This window comes from Streptomyces shaanxiensis (assembly GCF_039537145.1).
GTDB lineage: Bacteria > Actinomycetota > Actinomycetes > Streptomycetales > Streptomycetaceae > Streptomyces > Streptomyces shaanxiensis.
This window is the reverse complement of record NZ_BAAAZY010000011.1, coordinates 668422-685226: the sequence shown is the minus strand read 5'-3', so window position 1 is coordinate 685226 and position 16805 is coordinate 668422. Positions and strand designations below refer to the sequence as shown.

Genomic DNA, 16805 nt, shown 5'->3' with positions numbered 1-16805 from the left:
CTTGAGGCGCAGGGAAACGCTCCGCTTTATACCTACACATAGGGGACAGGCCGACGCCGCGGCCCGATCTTGCGGAGCACTCCGCGGCACTTCCCCTCAGCGCGCATCGTTACCATGCCTGGACGCACATTCCGACGACCACTGACGACGACGAGGGACGGGCGAGCGCGTGGCCGAGGCGGCAGACTTCCAAGGGACGAGTCCCTCACCTGCCCGCCGGTGGCTGCGGCGGACAGGAGCACTGTTCGCCGGAGCACCTCTGCTGGCCGGCCTGCTCCAGCTGCCCGCCGCCGCGCCCACGCACGCTGCCGGGCAGGACTCCCTGAAGGCCGCCTCCGGCTCCGGCACGGTGGCCGTCGCTGTGGACTCGCTCACTCCGACCGTTCCCGGTGAAGGCGACACGCTGACCGTGTCCGGCACGGTGACCAACAAGGGCAAGCAGGCGGTCACCGACGCACAGGTGGACCTGCTCCTGGGCCCCGCCCTGAACACACGCTCCGAGATCGACACGGTCGCCGAGCGCACCGACTACCAGGCAGGCCTCGACGGGTCGCCGGTGGGCGGGAAGTACGTCAAGGAGTTCTCCAAGCTCACGCCGGGCGTCGCCCAGCGCTTCAGCATCTCCGTGCCGGTCGACAAGCTGGACCTCGGTGGGGATGGGGTCTACCAGTTCTCCGTCTCGCTGTCGGGCGAGACGTCCGCGCGGCCCTGGGAGCAGGTGCTGGGCATCCAGCGGACGTTCCTGCCGTGGCAGCCCGACGAGGCCGACACGAAGACGCGGACGACCGTTCTGTGGCCACTCGTCTCCACCGCGCACATGACGGCGCAGACGGGCTCGAACGAGGAGCAGACTCCTGTCTTCCGTGACGACGCCCTCGCCGAGGAGATCTCCGCGGGCGGCCGGCTGCAACAGCTCGTGTCGCTGGGCAAGGAGCTCGATGTCACCTGGGTGATCGACCCCGACCTGCTGGCCTCCGTGGACGCCATGACGGAGAGCTATCGCGTCCAGGGCGAGGGCGACACGACCACGGCGGGCGCCCACCGCGAGGTCGCCAGGCAGTGGCTGGTCGAGTTGCAGGAGGCGGTGCAGGACAAGGAAGTCGTCGCCCTGCCCTTCGCCGATCCCGACGTGGCCTCCCTGGCCCACAACGGCACGAACGTCACCGGCTCGCTGAGCCATCTCAAGGAGGCCACCGACGTCGCCGCCGACACGGTCGACTCGGTCCTCCACGTGCAGCCGACCACCGACTTCGCCTGGCCCGTCAACGGCGCCGTCGACCCGTCCATCGTCAAGGTCGCCACCTCCGCCGGCGCGGACAAGGTGATCGCCCGCAACGACAGCCTCGTGGAGACCGGCGGCCTGCCCTACACACCCTCCGCGGCCCGTCCCATCGGCGGCGGCACGACAGCGGTGGTCGCGGACGCACGGATGTCGACGTTGTTCCAGGGGAACCTGACAAGGGCGTCGAGCTCGACGCTCACCGTGCAGCGGTTCCTCGCCCAGAGCCTGGCCCTCAATCTCCAGGTGGACAAGCAGCGCAGCATCGTCGTCGCCCCGCAGCGGATGCCGACGGCGAGCCAGGCCCAGGCGATGGCCGAGGCGGTGAAGGCGCTCCAGGACGGCACATGGTCCGAGTCCCAGGAGCTCACGGCCGCGGCCACGGCCAAGCCCGACTCCGGTGCCACCACGAAGGTGCCGGCAGCATCCGCATACCCCTCCTCCCTGCGCAAGCAGGAGCTGCCGCGCGCGGCCTTCGAGCAGATCGCGACCACGCAGGACAAGCTCGACAAGTTCAAGGTGATCCTCAGCAGGGAGTCCCGCGTGGTGACCCCCTTCGGGCGGGCCATGAACCGCGAGATGTCCACGTCGTGGCGCGGCCGCTCCGGCGAGGCAGCCGACTACCGCAACGGCATCGAGGCGTACATCGACTCCCTGGCCGGCCAGGTCACACTGATCGAGAAGTCCGACACCAAGCTCTCCGGACGCAGCGCCACGATCCCCGTGACGGTGCAGAACAACCTGGTCCAGGGCGTCGAGCACCTGGTGCTCCGGCTCACCTCGGAGAACCCGAGGCGCCTCGAGATCAACGGCGAGCGCTACTACGAACAGCCCGTCGAGGTCTCCGGCGGGCACAGCCAGACGGTGAAGTTCACCACGTCGGCTCAGGCCAACGGTCAGGCGGCGGTCGTCGCCCAGCTGTTCACGGAGGACGGCCAGCCGTACGGCGCACCGGTCACCTTCGACGTGAAGGTCACCGAGTTCACGGCCACCGTGATGCTGGTCATCGGCGGCGGCTTCCTCCTGCTCGTCCTCGCCGGATTCCGTATGTACACGCAGCGCAAGCGCGCGGCCGCCCGCGACGCCGAGCAGGACGCCTCCCAGGAGGCGAGTGAGACCGACGGCGAACCGGAGAACCCGGAAGGCCCCGAGGGCCGTCTCACGCCCGAGGACCTCCTCGAGGAGGAGTCGGTCACCCGAACCCGGGCAGACGCCCCGGAGCAGCAGAGTGACCCGACACCGGACACCCCAGTGGAAAGCGCCGACCCGTCCGGCACGGGTGAGAGAGTGGACCGTTGAGCGATGTCGTGGCAAGTGGGCCCGGGACGATGAGGTGGGGTAACCATGAACGCGCCGTACGACGGTGACCGCGGCCAGGCCGCGGGCAGCTCGGGGCACCCCGAGGGCCCGCCGCCCGAGCAGGGCCAGGTACCGCCGCAGCACCCCGCGGACATGTACCTCCAGGACGCCTACGACCAGGACCCCTACCGGGCACAGGACCTCTCCGCCCAGGACCCGGTCGCCGAGGCGCTCTACGACCGTGCCGCGCACCCGCCGCCCCCGCCGGGCACGTACCAGCAGCCGCAGCAGCTGTACGCCCAGCCGCCCCAGTCGCCGTACGCCCCCGACCCGCAGGTGTGGGCCCAGACCCCGGCCCCTGAGCCGGAGGGCCCGAACCAGTACATGCCCTACGGCGACGACCCCCGTACGACCCAGTACGTGGGCGTCGACGACCTCGTCACGCACTCCACCGAGGGGCACCAGGAGCACGACGCCTTCGCTCACCTCTTCCGGGACCAGCAGCAGGGCGGTCATCCGCAGTACCAGCAGCCCCCGGCCGTTCCGGGCCCTTCGCCGGCGCCCGCCGCGGGCCCGTACCAGGGATCCACTACGCCGCCTCCCGCAGCCGATCCCCCCGCGCCCGCTCCGGAACCCGCTCCAGCTCCGGCCGCCAAGAAGAGCGGACGGGTCGGCGGTCTGCTGAAGTCGAGCGCGGTGATGGCGGCGGGCACGCTGGTCTCCCGGCTCACCGGCTTCGTCCGGTCCATGATGATCGTCTCGGCACTGGGCCTCGGCCTGCTCGGCGACTCCTTCCAGGTCGCCTACACACTGCCGACGATGATCTACATCCTGACCGTCGGCGGCGGCCTCAACTCCGTCTTCGTGCCCCAGCTCGTACGCGCCATGAAGGACGACGAAGACGGCGGCGAGGCGTACGCGAACCGCCTGCTGACCCTGGTGATGGTGGCGCTCGCCGCACTCACCGCCCTCGCGATGGTCGGCGCGCCGTATCTGGTCCGCGCACTGTCCAACCCCGTGGCCGGCGACCCCGCGGCCAACGACGTCGCGGTCACCTTCACCCGCTACTTCCTGCCCTCGATCTTCTTCATGGGCGTCCATGTGGTGATGGGACAGATCCTCAACGCCCGCGGCCGCTTCGGCGCGATGATGTGGACGCCGGTCCTGAACAACATCGTCATCATCGTGACGCTCGGCGCGTTCCTGTGGGTGTACGGCACGGCCGAGCACTCCGGCATGAGGGTCACGAACATTCCGCCGGAGGGGCAGCGGCTCCTCGGCGTCGGCATTCTCCTCGGCCTGGTCGTCCAGGCCCTGGCGATGATCCCTTACCTGCGCGAGACCGGCTTCCGGCTGCGCCTGCGCTTCGACTGGAAGGGCCATGGCCTCGGCAAGGCGGCCATGCTGGCCAAGTGGACGATCCTGTTCGTCCTGGCCAACCAGGCGGGTGCCCTCGTGGTCACCCAGCTGTCCACCTCCGCCGGCATCGACTCCGGCGTCGACGGCACCGGCTACGCCGCCTACGCCAACGCCCAGCTCATCTGGGGCCTCCCGCAGGCCATCATCACCGTCTCTCTGATGGCCGCCCTGCTGCCACGTATCTCGCGTTCGGCCGCCGAGGACGACTCGGGCGCCGTACGCGACGACATCTCCCAGGGCCTGCGCACCACAGCGGTCGCGATCGTGCCGCTCGCCTTCGGCTTCCTGTCGCTGGGCATCCCGATGTGCACGCTGATGTTCGGCTCCTCGGGCACGAGCGAGGCCACGAACATGGGCTTCATGCTGATGGCCTTCGGCCTCGGCCTGATCCCCTACTCGGTGCAGTACGTCGTGCTGCGTGCCTTCTACGCCTACGAGGACACCCGGACCCCCTTCTACAACACGGTTATCGTGGCGGCCGGCAACGCCGCCGTCTCGGCCGCCTGCTACTTCGTGCTCCCGGCCCGCTGGGCCGTGGTCGGCATGGCCGCCGCGTACGGCCTGGCCTACGCGATCGGCGTCGGCGTCGCCTGGAACCGGCTGCGCAAGAAGCTCGGCGGCGACCTGGACGGCGCCCGGGTGATGCGGACCTACGCCAGACTCTGCATCGCGTCGGTGCCCGCGGCACTGCTGAGCGGTGCGGCCTGCTACGGCATCGGCCGGACCCTCGGTCAGGGCGTCCTCGGCTCCTTCGCCGCTCTGCTGGGAGGTGGAGTCGTGCTGTTCGTGGTCTTCTTCGTCGCCGCCCGCAAGATGCGCATCGAGGAACTGAACTCACTGGTCGGCATGGTCCGCGGGCGCCTGGGTCGCTGAAGCTGGGGTACGCGCACAACCATCGTCCGCCACCGTGTGTCGTGCATAGCGGCGGACTGTGGGCACAATTGGTTTCGGCGTCGGACGGCGCGCACGAAGTCGTACGGCGCGCAATGGATGGGGAGGCAGGAACGACGGTGGCGGAACGGAGCACGGCTGCCGTCGACGTGGCAGACAACAGCGGCGACGAGCCGCTGACCGCACAGGCGGACCAGTCCACGGCCGACGGGGTGGCCAAGAATCGGGAGCGGGACACGGACACCGACGAGGCACAGGGGAGTGGCGGGACCGAGAGTCCCGGAAAGGCCTCACCACCCGAACTGCACAGCGGTCACAAACTCGCCAGACGCTACCGCCTCGAGGAGTGCGTCACCCGTCTGGACGGTTTCAGCAGCTGGCGCGCGGTCGACGAGAAACTCCGTCGCGCCGTCGGCGTGCACATCCTGCCGGCGGACCACACACGGGCCCGTTCCGTTCTGGCCGCGGCCCGCTCCTCGGCACTGCTCGGCGACCCCCGCTTCGTCCAAGTCCTCGACGCCGTCGAGGAGAACGACCTGGTCTACGTCGTCCATGAGTGGCTCCCCGACGCCACCGAGCTGAGCACGCTCCTCGCGTCCGGCCCTCTGGAGGTCTACGAGGCCTACCAGATGGTCACTCAGGTGTCCGCCGCCATGGCCGCCGCCCACCGCGAGGGCCTGGCCCATCTGCGTCTCAACCCGAACGCCGTGCTGCGCACTTCGTCCGGTCAGTGGCGCATCCGCGGCCTCGCGGTGAACGCCGCCCTGCGCGGCATCAACTCCGAAACCCCGCAGCGCACCGACACGGAGGCCATCGGCGCACTGCTGTACGCCGCGCTCACCCAGCGCTGGCCCTACGAGAGCGACGCCTACGGCCTGTCCGGGCTGCCCAAGGACGTCGGTCTGATCGCCCCCGACCAGGTACGCGCCGGCGTTCACCGCGGCCTGTCGGAACTCACCATGCGCGCCTTGGCCAACAACGGCGCGACCGCCTCCCGGCACGAGTCCGCGTGCACCACGCCGGAGGAACTGGTGAAGGCGATCGGTGAGATGCCCCGCATCCGCCCGCCGGAGCCTTCGTTCACGGCCCCGCCGGACTATCAGCGCACGACCTACCAGCAGGGCACGTACGGCCGCCAGACGCAGCACCCTGGTGCCACCCAGCCGGTGCCGACCCCGCCGCCCCCGCTGCAGAGCCGCACCGGCAAGGCCCTGAAGTGGGCCGTGTCGGCCCTCCTGATCGCCGCCCTGGGCCTCGGCAGCTGGCAGTTGGCGGATGCGCTCATGGACCAGGGCAACAAGTCCGACGACACCAACCAGACGCAGACGACGGACGACAACGACAAGAACGGCGACAACGCCAAGCCGGTCCAGCAGATCAAGATTCAGAACGCCCAGGAGTTCGTCGCGAAGGGCGGGGCCCAGGCTCCGGAGGACGTGGCGAAGACGTACGACGGCAGCAGCTCCACGTACTGGCGGACCAAGAGCTTCGTCGACGGGCCGGCCATGAACCCCGCCTACAAGCCCGGTGTCGGGATCGTCTACGACCTCGGATCGGCTCAGGCGGTGTCGGCCGCGTCGATAGGGCTGCTGTACCCCGGCGACCACACCACCGTCACGCTCTACGCGGCGGACTCCCTGACACCTTCGTCGCTGGACTCGATGGAGAAGATCGGCACCGTCACAACGAGCGGCACCAGTGCGACGGTGGAGGTCACCAAGTCGGTGAAGACCCAGTACGTTCTCGTATGGCTCACCGCTCTGCCCCACGCGGACGGAGACCAGTACAGCGGCTCCGGATTCAAGCAGGCCATCACCGACCTGAAGTTCACCGGCTAGAGCTCACCACGCCCAACGGGAGGGGGTCCGATGGCAGAGGGCACCGCGAACCGCGATGCGAGCGACCAGGACCTCCTGGCCCGCCACGTAGCGGGCGACCGGGATGCCTTCGGTGAGCTCGTACGGCGTCACCGCGACCGGCTCTGGGCAGTGGCCCTGCGGACGCTCGGGGACCGCGAGGAAGCCGCTGACGCCGTCCAGGACGCCCTCGTCTCCGCCTACCGGGCCGCCCACACCTTCCGGGGCCAGTCGGCCGTCACGACGTGGCTGCACCGGATCACCGTGAACGCCTGCCTGGACCGCGCCCGTAAAGCGGCCTCCCGGAAGACCTCCCCGGTCGACGACACCGAACGCCTCGAGCAGCTTCTGGAGCCGCACGAGTCCGCTTCGGCGCCCGCGGAGCGCAACGATCTGCATCGCCAGCTCCTGGAAGCGCTCGGCACGCTGCCGCCCGACCAGAAGGCGGCGCTCGTCCTGGTGGACATGCAGGGCTACCCCGTCGCCGAAGCGGCCCGAATCCTCGACGTGCCGACCGGCACCGTCAAGAGCCGCTGCGCGCGCGGCAGAGCCAGACTCCTGCCTCTCCTCACCCACCTGCGGCCGGAAAATGCCGGAGACGGCAAGGACTCCGGCGAGAGGCGGAACCGGACGCAGGGGACATCCGTCCCACCGGCAGCGGGTCCACCTGCCACGGGGACACAAGCAAGGGATCCGCGCGATACCGGGCCGAGTGATTCAGCTGCAGTGAAGGGCGGAGGTGGGCGAGCGTGACATCCACGACGGACACGGCCGGGCACCCGGACGTCGCCGAGATCTCCGACCTCACCGAGGGCCTTCTCCCCCCGTCCAGGACCGCCGCCCTTCGACGGCATCTGAACGAGTGCGAGCTGTGCGCGGACGTCCACGCATCGCTGGAGGAGATCCGGGGGCTGCTCGGCACGCTTCCCGGCCCGGCACGCATGCCCAACGATGTCGCCGAACGCATCGACGCCGCCCTCGCCGCAGAGGCTCTGCTGAGTGCCACGGCGCCCGACGACCTCGACCAGCCGAAGTTCGTCGGCACTGCCCCCTCGGCCTCCGGCGGGGACGACAGTGCGCATGTTTCACGTGAAACATCGGCAGCAGGACGTCCGGCGGGACACGCACGCTCCTCGACTACCGGCCCCGGCCGCAAGAACCGCCAGAAGGGCGGGCGGCGGAGGGTCGCCGTACTGAGCGCCGCGTTCACGGCCGCCGCCCTGGGACTCGGTTCTGTGCTGCTGACCTCATTGATGGGCGGCGCAGGGTCCGGTCCGTCGGCCGACGGGGGTCAGAGCACCGCTGACACCTTCTCGGCGGCGAAGCTGGAGAATCAGGTCTCCGACCTCCTCGCCAAGAGCGAGAGCTCCACCGGTAGCTCCCAGAAGCCGGACCGCAGCCTGGGCGCGGTGGGCGAGCCCGACCCCGCGAGCCCCAGGATCTTCCGCGAGATCACGGTGCCCGACTGCATCCGCAAGGGGATCGGCCGCAACGACCCGGCCCTTGCCGCCGAGGAAGGCGTCTACAAGGGCAAGGACGCTCTCCTCGTTGTGCTGCGCGACGCCTCTGATGTCAGCCGAGTCACGGTCTACGTCATGGACGCGACCTGCGTGAAGCATGCGTCGTCCACGACGGCCGAGGTCCTCCTGACGGACTCCTTCACTCGCCGCTGAGAGGCTGGCGGTTCGTCTCTGTCCGAAGCGGCAACCCCCGCAGTGTGGCGTCACCGTGTGCCCGGACACAGTGGGAATGCGCGCCCCTTAGGATCCGTTGGGTGGGGTGAGAGTTCTGAAAGGGGCTCCCACCGGTCCGACGAGGTATTCCAGAGACGAGGAATCAAGCCGTGAGCGACGTCCGTAACGTGATCATCATCGGCTCCGGGCCCGCCGGCTACACGGCGGCGCTCTACACCGCGCGCGCGTCGCTGAAGCCGCTGGTGTTCGAGGGCGCCGTCACCGCCGGTGGTGCGCTCATGAACACCACCGAGGTGGAGAACTTCCCGGGCTTCCAGGACGGGATCATGGGCCCCGAGCTCATGGACAACATGCGTGCCCAGTCCGAGCGCTTCGGAGCCGAGCTGGTCCCGGACGACATCGTCAACGTCGACCTCACCGGTGAGATCAAGACCGTCACCGACACCGCAGGCACGGTCCACCGTGCGAAGGCCGTCATCGTCGCCACCGGCTCGCAGCACCGCAAGCTCGGCCTGCCGAACGAGGACGCCCTCTCCGGCCGCGGTGTCTCCTGGTGTGCCACCTGTGACGGATTCTTCTTCAAGGACCAGGACATCGCCGTGATCGGCGGCGGCGACACTGCGATGGAAGAGGCCACCTTCCTCTCCCGCTTCGCCAAGTCCGTGACGATCGTCCACCGCCGCGACACCCTTCGCGCCTCCAAGGCGATGCAAGACCGCGCCTTCGCCGACCCGAAGATCAAGTTCGTCTGGGACAGCGAGGTCGCCGAGGTCCAGGGCGACCAGAAGCTCTCCGGCCTGAAGCTGCGCAACGTCAAGACCGGCGAGCTCTCGGACCTGGCGGTCACCGGCCTGTTCATCGCGATCGGCCACGACCCGCGCACCGAGCTGTTCAAGGGCCAGCTGGAGCTGGACGAGGAGGGCTACCTCAAGGTCGACGCCCCCTCCACGCGCACCAACCTGACCGGCGTCTTCGGCGCCGGCGACGTGGTGGACCACACCTACCGCCAGGCGATCACCGCAGCCGGCACTGGCTGCTCCGCCGCCCTCGACGCTGAGCGTTTCCTCGCCGCCCTCGCGGACGAGGAGAACGCCGAGCCCGAGAAGACTTCTGTCTGACCCCCACCCGCCCCACGCACCAAACAGTTAAGGAGCCCGCCGTGGCCGGCACCCTGAAGAATGTGACCGACGACTCCTTCGAGCAGGACGTCCTCAAGAGCGACAAGCCCGTCCTGGTGGACTTCTGGGCCGCCTGGTGCGGCCCGTGCCGCCAGATCGCGCCGTCCCTCGAGGCGATCGCCGCCGAGCACGGCGACAAGATCGAGATCGTCAAGCTCAACATCGACGAGAACCCGGGTACGGCCGCCAAGTACGGCGTCATGTCCATCCCGACGCTGAACGTCTACCACAACGGCGAAGTCGCCAAGACCATCGTCGGCGCCAAGCCGAAGGCCGCGATCCTCCGCGACCTTGAGGACTTCATCGCCGAGTGACGTTTCACGTGAAACACGAATGGGCCAACCCGAGCGGGTTGGCCCATTCGCTTTGGATAGACCCGCTAGAGCACCGCGTCGGCTCTAGAGAGGCCGCAAGGCCGGCTCCTTCTGCACGGCCCCCAGCAGCCGATCGATCGCCATCTCCACGTCTTCCTTCCAGGACAGCGTCGTCCGCAGCTCCAGACGCAGACGCGGAACGGTGGGATGCGGGCGCACCGTCTTGAAGCCCACGGCCAGGAGATGGTCTGCGGGCAGCACACACGCCGGCTCTTTCCAGCGCACGTCGCCGAAGGCCTCGATCGCCTTGAAGCCCCGCCGCAGCAGATCCTTGGCAACCGTCTGGACCATCACCCGGCCCAGTCCCTGGCCTTGGTAGCCCGGCATGATGAACGCGGTCATCAGCTGCACCGCGTCCGGTGAGACAGGGCTCGTGGGAAACGCCGTCGCGCGGGGCACGTAGGCCGGAGGCGCGTACAGCACGAAGCCCACCGGCACGTCGTCGACGTAGACGACCCGCCCGCAGGATCCCCAGTCCAGCAGAACTGCGGAGATCCACGCTTCCTTCTCGAGGGCGGGTGTCCCCGCTTTTACCGCGGCTTCACCGCTGACCGTGTCCAATTCCCAGAAGACACACGCGCGGCAACGCTTGGGAAGGTCCTGAAGGTTGTCCAGCGTGAGCGGTACGAGCCGACGCCCCATGAAGGCTGTTCCTCGCTTCCTTCGCCCGCGGCGTCGCGAGCGGCTGTCAGGGCGTTACGTTCCCTGAGCAGGCTGCCGACGAACCCGCCGACCGCGCCCAACCCAAGACCCGCGCTCACCAGTCCGGTGCGGCTCACCGTTCGCATGGACCCCGCCTCCCCTAAGAGGTCTGCCAGGTGGATGCGCCATACCCAAACGCATCGTATCCACGATGCGTTTCCATCGACACCAGCCAGAGAGCAAAGAGCGGGCCGTGTTCCGGTGTGTACCGGAACACGGCCCGCGCAGATAGGTCAGGAGGCGAAACCCGGCCCATCGGGCGTCAGCCCTCGGAGTCCTCCGTGTCATCGTCCAGAAGGCTCTTCTGAAGAGCCAGCTTCTCGCCCGGAGCGAGCGTGCTGAGGATTCGCTCGAGGTCATCCGGAGAGGCGAACTCGACGGTGATCTTGCCCTTCTTCTGGCCCAGCTCGACCTTCACCCGCGTCTCGAAGCGATCCGAGAGCCGGGTCGCGAGGTCGGACAGCGCCGGGGAGGGCACCGAGCCGGCCCGCGGCCCCCTGGCACGCTGAGTCTTCTGCGGGCGCGAGCCCATCAGCGTCACGATCTCCTCGACGGACCGCACCGACAGGCCCTCGGCCACCACCCGGTAAGCAAGCCGCTCCTGCTCCTCCGGGTCCTCGACAGAAAGGAGCGCCCGCGCATGCCCGGCGGAGAGGACTCCGGCGGCCACCCGGTTCTGGACCTTGGGCGAAAGCTTCAGCAGTCGCAGGGTGTTGGAGACCTGCGGCCGGGAACGGCCGATGCGGTCCGCCAACTGGTCGTGCGTGCAGTTGAAGTCCTTCAGCAGCTGATCGTAAGCAGCGGCCTCTTCGATCGGGTTCAGCTGAGCGCGGTGCAGGTTCTCCAGGAGCGCGTCCAGGAGAAGCTTCTCATCGTCCGTGGCCCGCACGATCGCGGGGATCGCGTCGAGGCCGGCCTCACGGCAGGCCCGCCAGCGCCGCTCGCCCATGATGAGCTCGTAGCGTGCGGGACCGATCTGCCGTACGACGATCGGCTGAAGGAGTCCGACTTCCTGGATGGAAGTGACGAGCTCCTGCAGCGCGTCCTCGTCGAAGACCTCACGGGGCTGCCGCGGGTTCGGCGTGATCGCATCGAGGGGGATCTCCGCGAAGTGTGCGCCCATGGGAGCCGCGGGCGTCTCCACGGCGCCGCCCAGCGAGGGCTCCTCGGTTTCATGTGAAACATGCGGCAGCGTGGCCACCTTGGCCGCGGCCACCCCGCGCTCGGACAGCACCGGGACAGCGGCCGGGGACGTGGGGGCAGCTCCCCCCACCGGGGCCGGGGCCACCGTCTTCTCCGTCGGTGCTGCAGGGATCAGTGCGCCGAGACCACGGCCCAACCCCCTCCGTCGCTCGCTCACTGGATCCCCTCCACCATGCTCGGGTTGCTCTGGGCGCCGATATGGGCGTGCGTCGGGTCGTAACTGACGCCGACACCCTTCAGCGCGATTTCTCGTGCCGCCTCAAGATAGGACAGGGCACCGCTCGACCCCGGATCGTAGGTCAGCACTGTCTGTCCATAACTCGGCGCCTCGGAGATACGGACCGAGCGCGGAATGCTCGTTCGCAGCACCTCGTCGCCGAAGTGGCTGCGCACCTCGTCCGCGACCTGTGACGCAAGCCGCGTCCGGCCGTCGTACATGGTGAGCAGGATCGTCGATACATGCAGGGCAGGGTTGAGGTGCCCCCGTACGAGGTCGACGTTGCGCAGCAACTGGCCCAGGCCCTCCAGCGCGTAGTACTCGCACTGGATCGGGATCAGGACCTCCTGCCCGGCCACCAGCGCGTTGACCGTCAGCAGGCCGAGCGAGGGCGGGCAGTCGATCAAGATGTAGTCCAGCGGCTGCTCGTAGGCCTGGATCGCCCTCTGCAGTCGGCTCTCACGTGCCACCAAGGACACCAGCTCGATCTCCGCACCGGCGAGATCGATCGTGGCCGGGGCACAGAAGAGGCCCTCGACGTCGGGGACCGGCTGGACGACTTCCGCGAGCGGCTTGCTCTCGACCAACACGTCATAGATGGAGGGAACTTCGGCGTGATGGTCGATCCCCAGGGCAGTGGACGCGTTGCCCTGCGGGTCGAGGTCGATGACCAGCACACGGCCGCCATGCAGGGCCAGCGACGCGGCAAGGTTGACGGTCGTCGTCGTCTTGCCCACGCCACCCTTCTGGTTGGCAACCACCATGACGCGGGTCTGCTCGGGCCGTGGCAGGCCCTCGCCGGCACGGCCTAGAGCCTCCACCGCCAGTTGGGCAGCACGACCGATGGGAGTGTCGTCCATCGGGGGCGGTGTTTCACGTGAAACATCCTCCCCCATCGACTCGGTACGGGGACCGGGGACCGGATCGGTCATCGGTCCCGCGATGTTGGCGTCGGACCGCAAGGATTCACTCTCCTCGACTTCAGGCTCGCAATGAACAGAGCCTCCCATGTCTTCGGGGTCGTGAACCAGTGAGGCCTGTTGTTCTGTGGAGAAATCCACCTCTGTGGAAAACTCCGTGCCCCTCCAGGAGGACGGAGCGTCACCGGAAGGACCGTCTCCGAGAGAACCGAGGGGCTTTCGGTCGCGAGGTTCGGCCGCAGCGCGGCCACGGCTGATGATGCCATGCAGCAGTGAGCGACGTTTCACGTGAAACACGATGCACAGCAGATGGAGCCGAACTGTCGCGACACTCCGGCATGCATAGGTTTGCCAGCTTGTGTGGAGTACGTCTCGTCGTCAGGACGGATCAGCGGCGCCGACGAGCACGTCCCGTCCTGGCCGCCTTCGCCCGCTTCGCAGCGAAGCGCACACCGCCCGGACTCTCCCCGACCTCGACGCGCACGACCGTGGACATCGGATCCACCACGCCCTCCCCGACATGCAGGATCGACGTCTCGACCGCGCCCAGCTTGCTCAGAGCCGTCGCAGCACTCTTCAGCTCCTCCTCCGCTGTGTCGCCTTTCAGCGCCAGCATCTCGCCGTACGGGCGCAGCAACGGGATCCCCCACGTGGCCAGCCGATCCAGCGGAGCCACCGCACGCGCGGTCACGACATGCACCGGCGGCAGCTTCCCCATGACCTCCTCAGCGCGACCACGGACGACCGTCACATGGTCCAGCCCCAGCAGCTCCACGACTTCCATCAGAAAGTTCGTACGCCGCAGCAGGGGCTCCAGCAGCGTGATCTTCAGGTCCTCCCGGACAAGCGCCAGGGGAATGCCGGGCAGGCCGGCCCCCGAACCGACGTCGCACACCGTCACGCCCTCGGGAACAACCTCGGAGAGCACCGCACAGTTCAGCAGATGCCGCTCCCACAAGCGGGGCACCTCACGCGGGCCGATCAGACCACGCTGCACACCCGCCTCGGCGAGCAGCTCGGCATAGCGGACCGCATCAGCGAAGCGATCGCCGAACACCTCACGTGCCTTCTCGGGCACAGGGGGAAGCTCCGCTGCCTCCGTCACGGGGGACCGTCCTTCCGTACGGCGCCGGCGCACCCGGCGCCGACACCAGAACCACCAGAACTATCAGGCTGACAAAGTTCGGCCCCGCCTGCGGGCAGACGGGGCCGGGAGAACCTAAGGGCCGATCAAGCGGGCAGCACGACGACGAACCGCTGCGGTTCCTCGCCCTCCGACTCGCTTCGCAGGCCCGCCGCCTTCACCGCATCGTGCACGACCTTGCGCTCGAACGGCGTCATCGGCTTCAGCTTCACAGGCTCGCCGGTGTTCTTCACATCGGCGGCGGCCTTGGCGCCCAGCTCGGAGAGCTCGGCACGCTTCTTGGCCCGATAACCCGCGATGTCCAGCATCAGGCGGCTGCGGTCCCCGGTCTCCCGGTGCACGGCCAGGCGCGTGAGCTCCTGCAGTGCCTCCAGCACCTCGCCGTCACGACCGACCAGCTTCTGCAGGTCTCGGCCGCCCGCGTCGCTGATGATCGAGACAGCGGCGCGGTCGGCCTCGACGTCCATATCGATGTCGCCGTCGAGATCGGCGATGTCGAGCAGACCCTCGAGGTAGTCCGCCGCGATCTCACCCTCCTGCTCCAGGCGGGTCAGGGTGTCTGCACCCTCGGCAGCGGCGGAGGTGGTGCCTTCCGTCACGGGATGGGCTCCTTCTTACTTCTTGGACGGGGACTTGGGGCGCTGCGGGCCGCCCTTGCGCTGCCCGGACTGGGCCTTGCTGCGAGTGCTGCCACCAGGCTTCTGAGCGGCCTTCTTGGCAGCGTCGGGCTTGGCGTCCTCAGGCTCGTCGTCGGACTTCTTGAGCGACGTCGGCTCATCGGCGTGCTTCGCACCGCCGGACTGACGCTGGGACTTGCTCTGCCGCTTCGGCTGCTGACGCTTGGGAGCAGCCGCAGTGGTCGGCGTACCGTCCTCGGCCACGGTGGCGACAGCACCCTCGCTCTTGATCACGCTGCCGTCGGCCTGCGCCGCGAGACCCGCCTTGTTCAGGCCGTTGATGAACTTGCGCTCGTACTCGTTACGGTCGCGGCCCTTGGCCACGATCGCCTTGACGATGGCCTTCTCACCACGACCACGCGTCTTGCCGTGGTTCGTTACGTGCTTGTGCAGGCGCTCCAGGTACGCGGCCTGAGCCTTGGAACCCGGGGTCGGGTTGTTGTGAATGACGTACATCTGCTGGCCCATGGTCCACACGTTGGTGGTCAGCCAGTAGACGAGGACACCGACGGGGAAGTTGATACCGAAGACGGCGAACATGACCGGGAAGATGTACATCAGCATCTTCTGCTGCTGCATGAACGGCGTCTTCACCGTGGTGTCGACGTTCTTCGTCATCAGCTGGCGCTGCGTGTAGAACTGCGACGCCGACATCAGGACGATCATGACCGCGGTGACGATGCGGACGGTGGTCAGTGAGGCCTCGAGCGCCGCGACGTCCGCGGAGCTGTCGGTGAACTTCGCGGCCAGCGGAGCCCCGAAGATGTGCGCCTGCTGCGCGCTCTTCAGCAGGCTCTCGTTGATCACACCGATGGTGTCGTTGTTCGCGATGCTGTTGAGCACGTGGTACAGGGCGAAGAAGAATGGCGACTGCGCCAGGATGGGAAGGCACGAGGAGAGCGGGTTGGTACCCGTCTCCTTGTACAGCTTCATCATCTCTTCGGACTGACGCTGCTTGTCGTTCTTGTAGCGCTCCTGGATCTTCTTCATCTCGGGCTGGAGCGTCTGCATGGCCCGGGTCGCCTTGATCTGCTTCACAAAGAGCGGGATCAGGCAGATACGGATCAGAATCACCAGGGACACGATGGACAGGCCCCAGGCCCACCCGGTGTCAGGGCCGAAGAGGGCGCCGTACACCTTGTGGAACTGGACGATGACCCAGGAAACGGGTGTCGTGATGAAGCTGAAGAGGCTGGCAATCGTGTCCACTAATCATGCTCCTTGCGCATGGGACGAGGTCTCTGCGGCCGGGCTCGAAGGAACATTCTCCTCGGTGGCCGTTTCGGCGGCGGAGGGCCCGCCCTTCCGTGCACGCCACGCATTGCGCAGCAACTCGTGCCACCGCGGACGCTTGCGCGGCGGGACATGGTCCACACCACCCAGCGACCACGGGTTGCACCGCAGGATGCGCCAGGCGGTGAGCGCTGTGCCCTTGATCGCACCATGCCGGTCGATGGCCGTATAGCCGTAGTGGGAACACGACGGGTAGTACTTGCAGACCGGCCCGAGCAGCGGACTGATCGTCCACTGGTACAGCTTGATCAGAGCCAGCAGCGGGTACTTCATCGCGCGCCCCCTCCCAGCAGCCGCTGCAGAGCGGCATCCAGGTCTCGGGCCAGCTGTGCATGGTCGGCGTCACCCGCACCGGGCAGCGCTCGTACGACTACCAGGCTACCGGGGGGCAGCTGGTCGACTCGGTCGCGCATCAGATGGCGAAGCCTGCGCTTCACCTTGTTCCGCACGACCGCGCCTCCCACAGCCTTGCTCACGACGAAACCCGCACGCGTCGGGGGAGCGCTCTCCCCAGGCGCGTGCGGGTCCGTGGCACCGCTACGAAGGTGGACGACGAGGTGCTGGCGTCCTGCCCGGCGTCCTCGTCGAACTGCGGTCGCGAAGTCCTCGCGCCGCCTCAGCCGGTTCTCGGTGGGCAGCACGACGGCATGACCTGACCG

At 68.3% G+C, this 16805-nt stretch carries 15 protein-coding genes; 7 read left to right on the top strand and 8 right to left on the bottom strand.

The features are described from left to right. Window positions 1–169 precede the first annotated feature (169 nt). From ABD932_RS22850 to trxA, 7 genes are all read left to right on the top strand, one after another. Window positions 170–2578 carry a DUF6049 family protein gene (locus tag ABD932_RS22850; RefSeq protein ID WP_345015371.1) on the top strand — a complete coding sequence of 803 codons (2409 nt, stop codon included), beginning with the start codon at window positions 170–172 and terminating at the stop codon, window positions 2576–2578. Between the two features lie 45 nt (window positions 2579–2623). Then, the gene (murJ, locus tag ABD932_RS22845; protein WP_345015370.1) at window positions 2624–4870 is read left to right on the top strand and encodes a murein biosynthesis integral membrane protein MurJ; all 2247 of its coding nucleotides are present in this window, start codon (window positions 2624–2626) and stop codon (window positions 4868–4870) included. Window positions 4871–5007: 137 nt separating this feature from the next. Then, complete coding sequence (locus tag ABD932_RS22840; protein WP_345015369.1) at window positions 5008–6726, top strand: protein kinase family protein; 1719 nt, start codon at window positions 5008–5010, stop codon at window positions 6724–6726. 30 nt (window positions 6727–6756) lie between these two features. Then, complete coding sequence (gene sigM, locus ABD932_RS22835; RefSeq protein ID WP_250083650.1) at window positions 6757–7497, top strand: RNA polymerase sigma factor SigM; 741 nt, start codon at window positions 6757–6759, stop codon at window positions 7495–7497. Continuing rightward, on the top strand, window positions 7494–8417 hold the full coding sequence (locus ABD932_RS22830; protein WP_345015368.1) for an anti-sigma factor family protein: 924 nt from the start codon (window positions 7494–7496) through the stop codon (window positions 8415–8417). Before sigM ends, ABD932_RS22830 begins: the two co-directional genes overlap by 4 nt. A gap of 170 nt (window positions 8418–8587) precedes the next feature. Continuing rightward, a complete protein-coding gene (trxB, locus tag ABD932_RS22825) occupies window positions 8588–9556 on the top strand; it encodes a thioredoxin-disulfide reductase (protein ID WP_250083647.1) in 969 nt (322 codons plus the stop codon). Between the two features lie 41 nt (window positions 9557–9597). After that, window positions 9598–9930 carry a thioredoxin gene (gene trxA, locus ABD932_RS22820; RefSeq protein WP_031484651.1) on the top strand — a complete coding sequence of 111 codons (333 nt, stop codon included), beginning with the start codon at window positions 9598–9600 and terminating at the stop codon, window positions 9928–9930. A gap of 84 nt (window positions 9931–10014) precedes the next feature. Here the strand turns inward: trxA and ABD932_RS22815 are convergent, their stop codons facing one another. The 8 genes from ABD932_RS22815 to rnpA form a co-directional block, all read right to left on the bottom strand. Then, entirely contained in the window at window positions 10015–10632 is a 618-nt protein-coding gene (locus ABD932_RS22815) for a GNAT family N-acetyltransferase (RefSeq protein WP_126393495.1), read from the bottom strand. 322 nt (window positions 10633–10954) lie between these two features. Then, window positions 10955–12052: a ParB/RepB/Spo0J family partition protein gene (locus ABD932_RS22810; protein WP_345015367.1), complete on the bottom strand. Its 1098-nt coding sequence runs from the start codon at window positions 12050–12052 to the stop codon at window positions 10955–10957. Further along, window positions 12049–13122 carry a ParA family protein gene (locus ABD932_RS22805; protein WP_079051223.1) on the bottom strand — a complete coding sequence of 358 codons (1074 nt, stop codon included), beginning with the start codon at window positions 13120–13122 and terminating at the stop codon, window positions 12049–12051. Before ABD932_RS22805 ends, ABD932_RS22810 begins: the two co-directional genes overlap by 4 nt. Window positions 13123–13420: 298 nt before the next feature. Next, window positions 13421–14137 carry a 16S rRNA (guanine(527)-N(7))-methyltransferase RsmG gene (gene rsmG / locus ABD932_RS22800; protein ID WP_345015366.1) on the bottom strand — a complete coding sequence of 239 codons (717 nt, stop codon included), beginning with the start codon at window positions 14135–14137 and terminating at the stop codon, window positions 13421–13423. Window positions 14138–14262: 125 nt separating this feature from the next. After that, window positions 14263–14775, bottom strand: coding sequence for a Jag family protein (locus tag ABD932_RS22795; protein WP_250083643.1), 513 nt, complete (start codon window positions 14773–14775; stop codon window positions 14263–14265). Between the two features lie 15 nt (window positions 14776–14790). Continuing rightward, complete coding sequence (yidC, locus tag ABD932_RS22790) at window positions 14791–16062, bottom strand: membrane protein insertase YidC (protein ID WP_345015365.1); 1272 nt, start codon at window positions 16060–16062, stop codon at window positions 14791–14793. Window positions 16063–16065: 3 nt separating this feature from the next. Next, window positions 16066–16419, bottom strand: a complete 354-nt coding sequence (yidD, locus tag ABD932_RS22785; protein WP_126393500.1) for a membrane protein insertion efficiency factor YidD — start codon at window positions 16417–16419, stop codon at window positions 16066–16068. Next, window positions 16416–16787: a ribonuclease P protein component gene (gene rnpA, locus ABD932_RS22780; protein WP_345015364.1), complete on the bottom strand. Its 372-nt coding sequence runs from the start codon at window positions 16785–16787 to the stop codon at window positions 16416–16418. The genes yidD and rnpA overlap by 4 nt, the downstream gene beginning before the upstream one ends. Window positions 16788–16805: the final 18 nt, after the last annotated feature.

What these genes read in the sequence shown, in the direction of transcription:
- murJ (WP_345015370.1), top strand. Translation starts at nt 2,624, where the DNA reads ATGAACGCGCCGTACGACGGTGACCGCGGCCAGGCCGCGGGCAGCTCG.
- sigM (WP_250083650.1), top strand. Translation starts at nt 6,757, where the DNA reads ATGGCAGAGGGCACCGCGAACCGCGATGCGAGCGACCAGGACCTCCTG.
- ABD932_RS22815 (WP_126393495.1), bottom strand. Translation starts at nt 10,632, where the DNA reads ATGGGGCGTCGGCTCGTACCGCTCACGCTGGACAACCTTCAGGACCTT.
- ABD932_RS22805 (WP_079051223.1), bottom strand. Translation starts at nt 13,122, where the DNA reads ATGGGAGGCTCTGTTCATTGCGAGCCTGAAGTCGAGGAGAGTGAATCC.
- yidD (WP_126393500.1), bottom strand. Translation starts at nt 16,419, where the DNA reads ATGAAGTACCCGCTGCTGGCTCTGATCAAGCTGTACCAGTGGACGATC.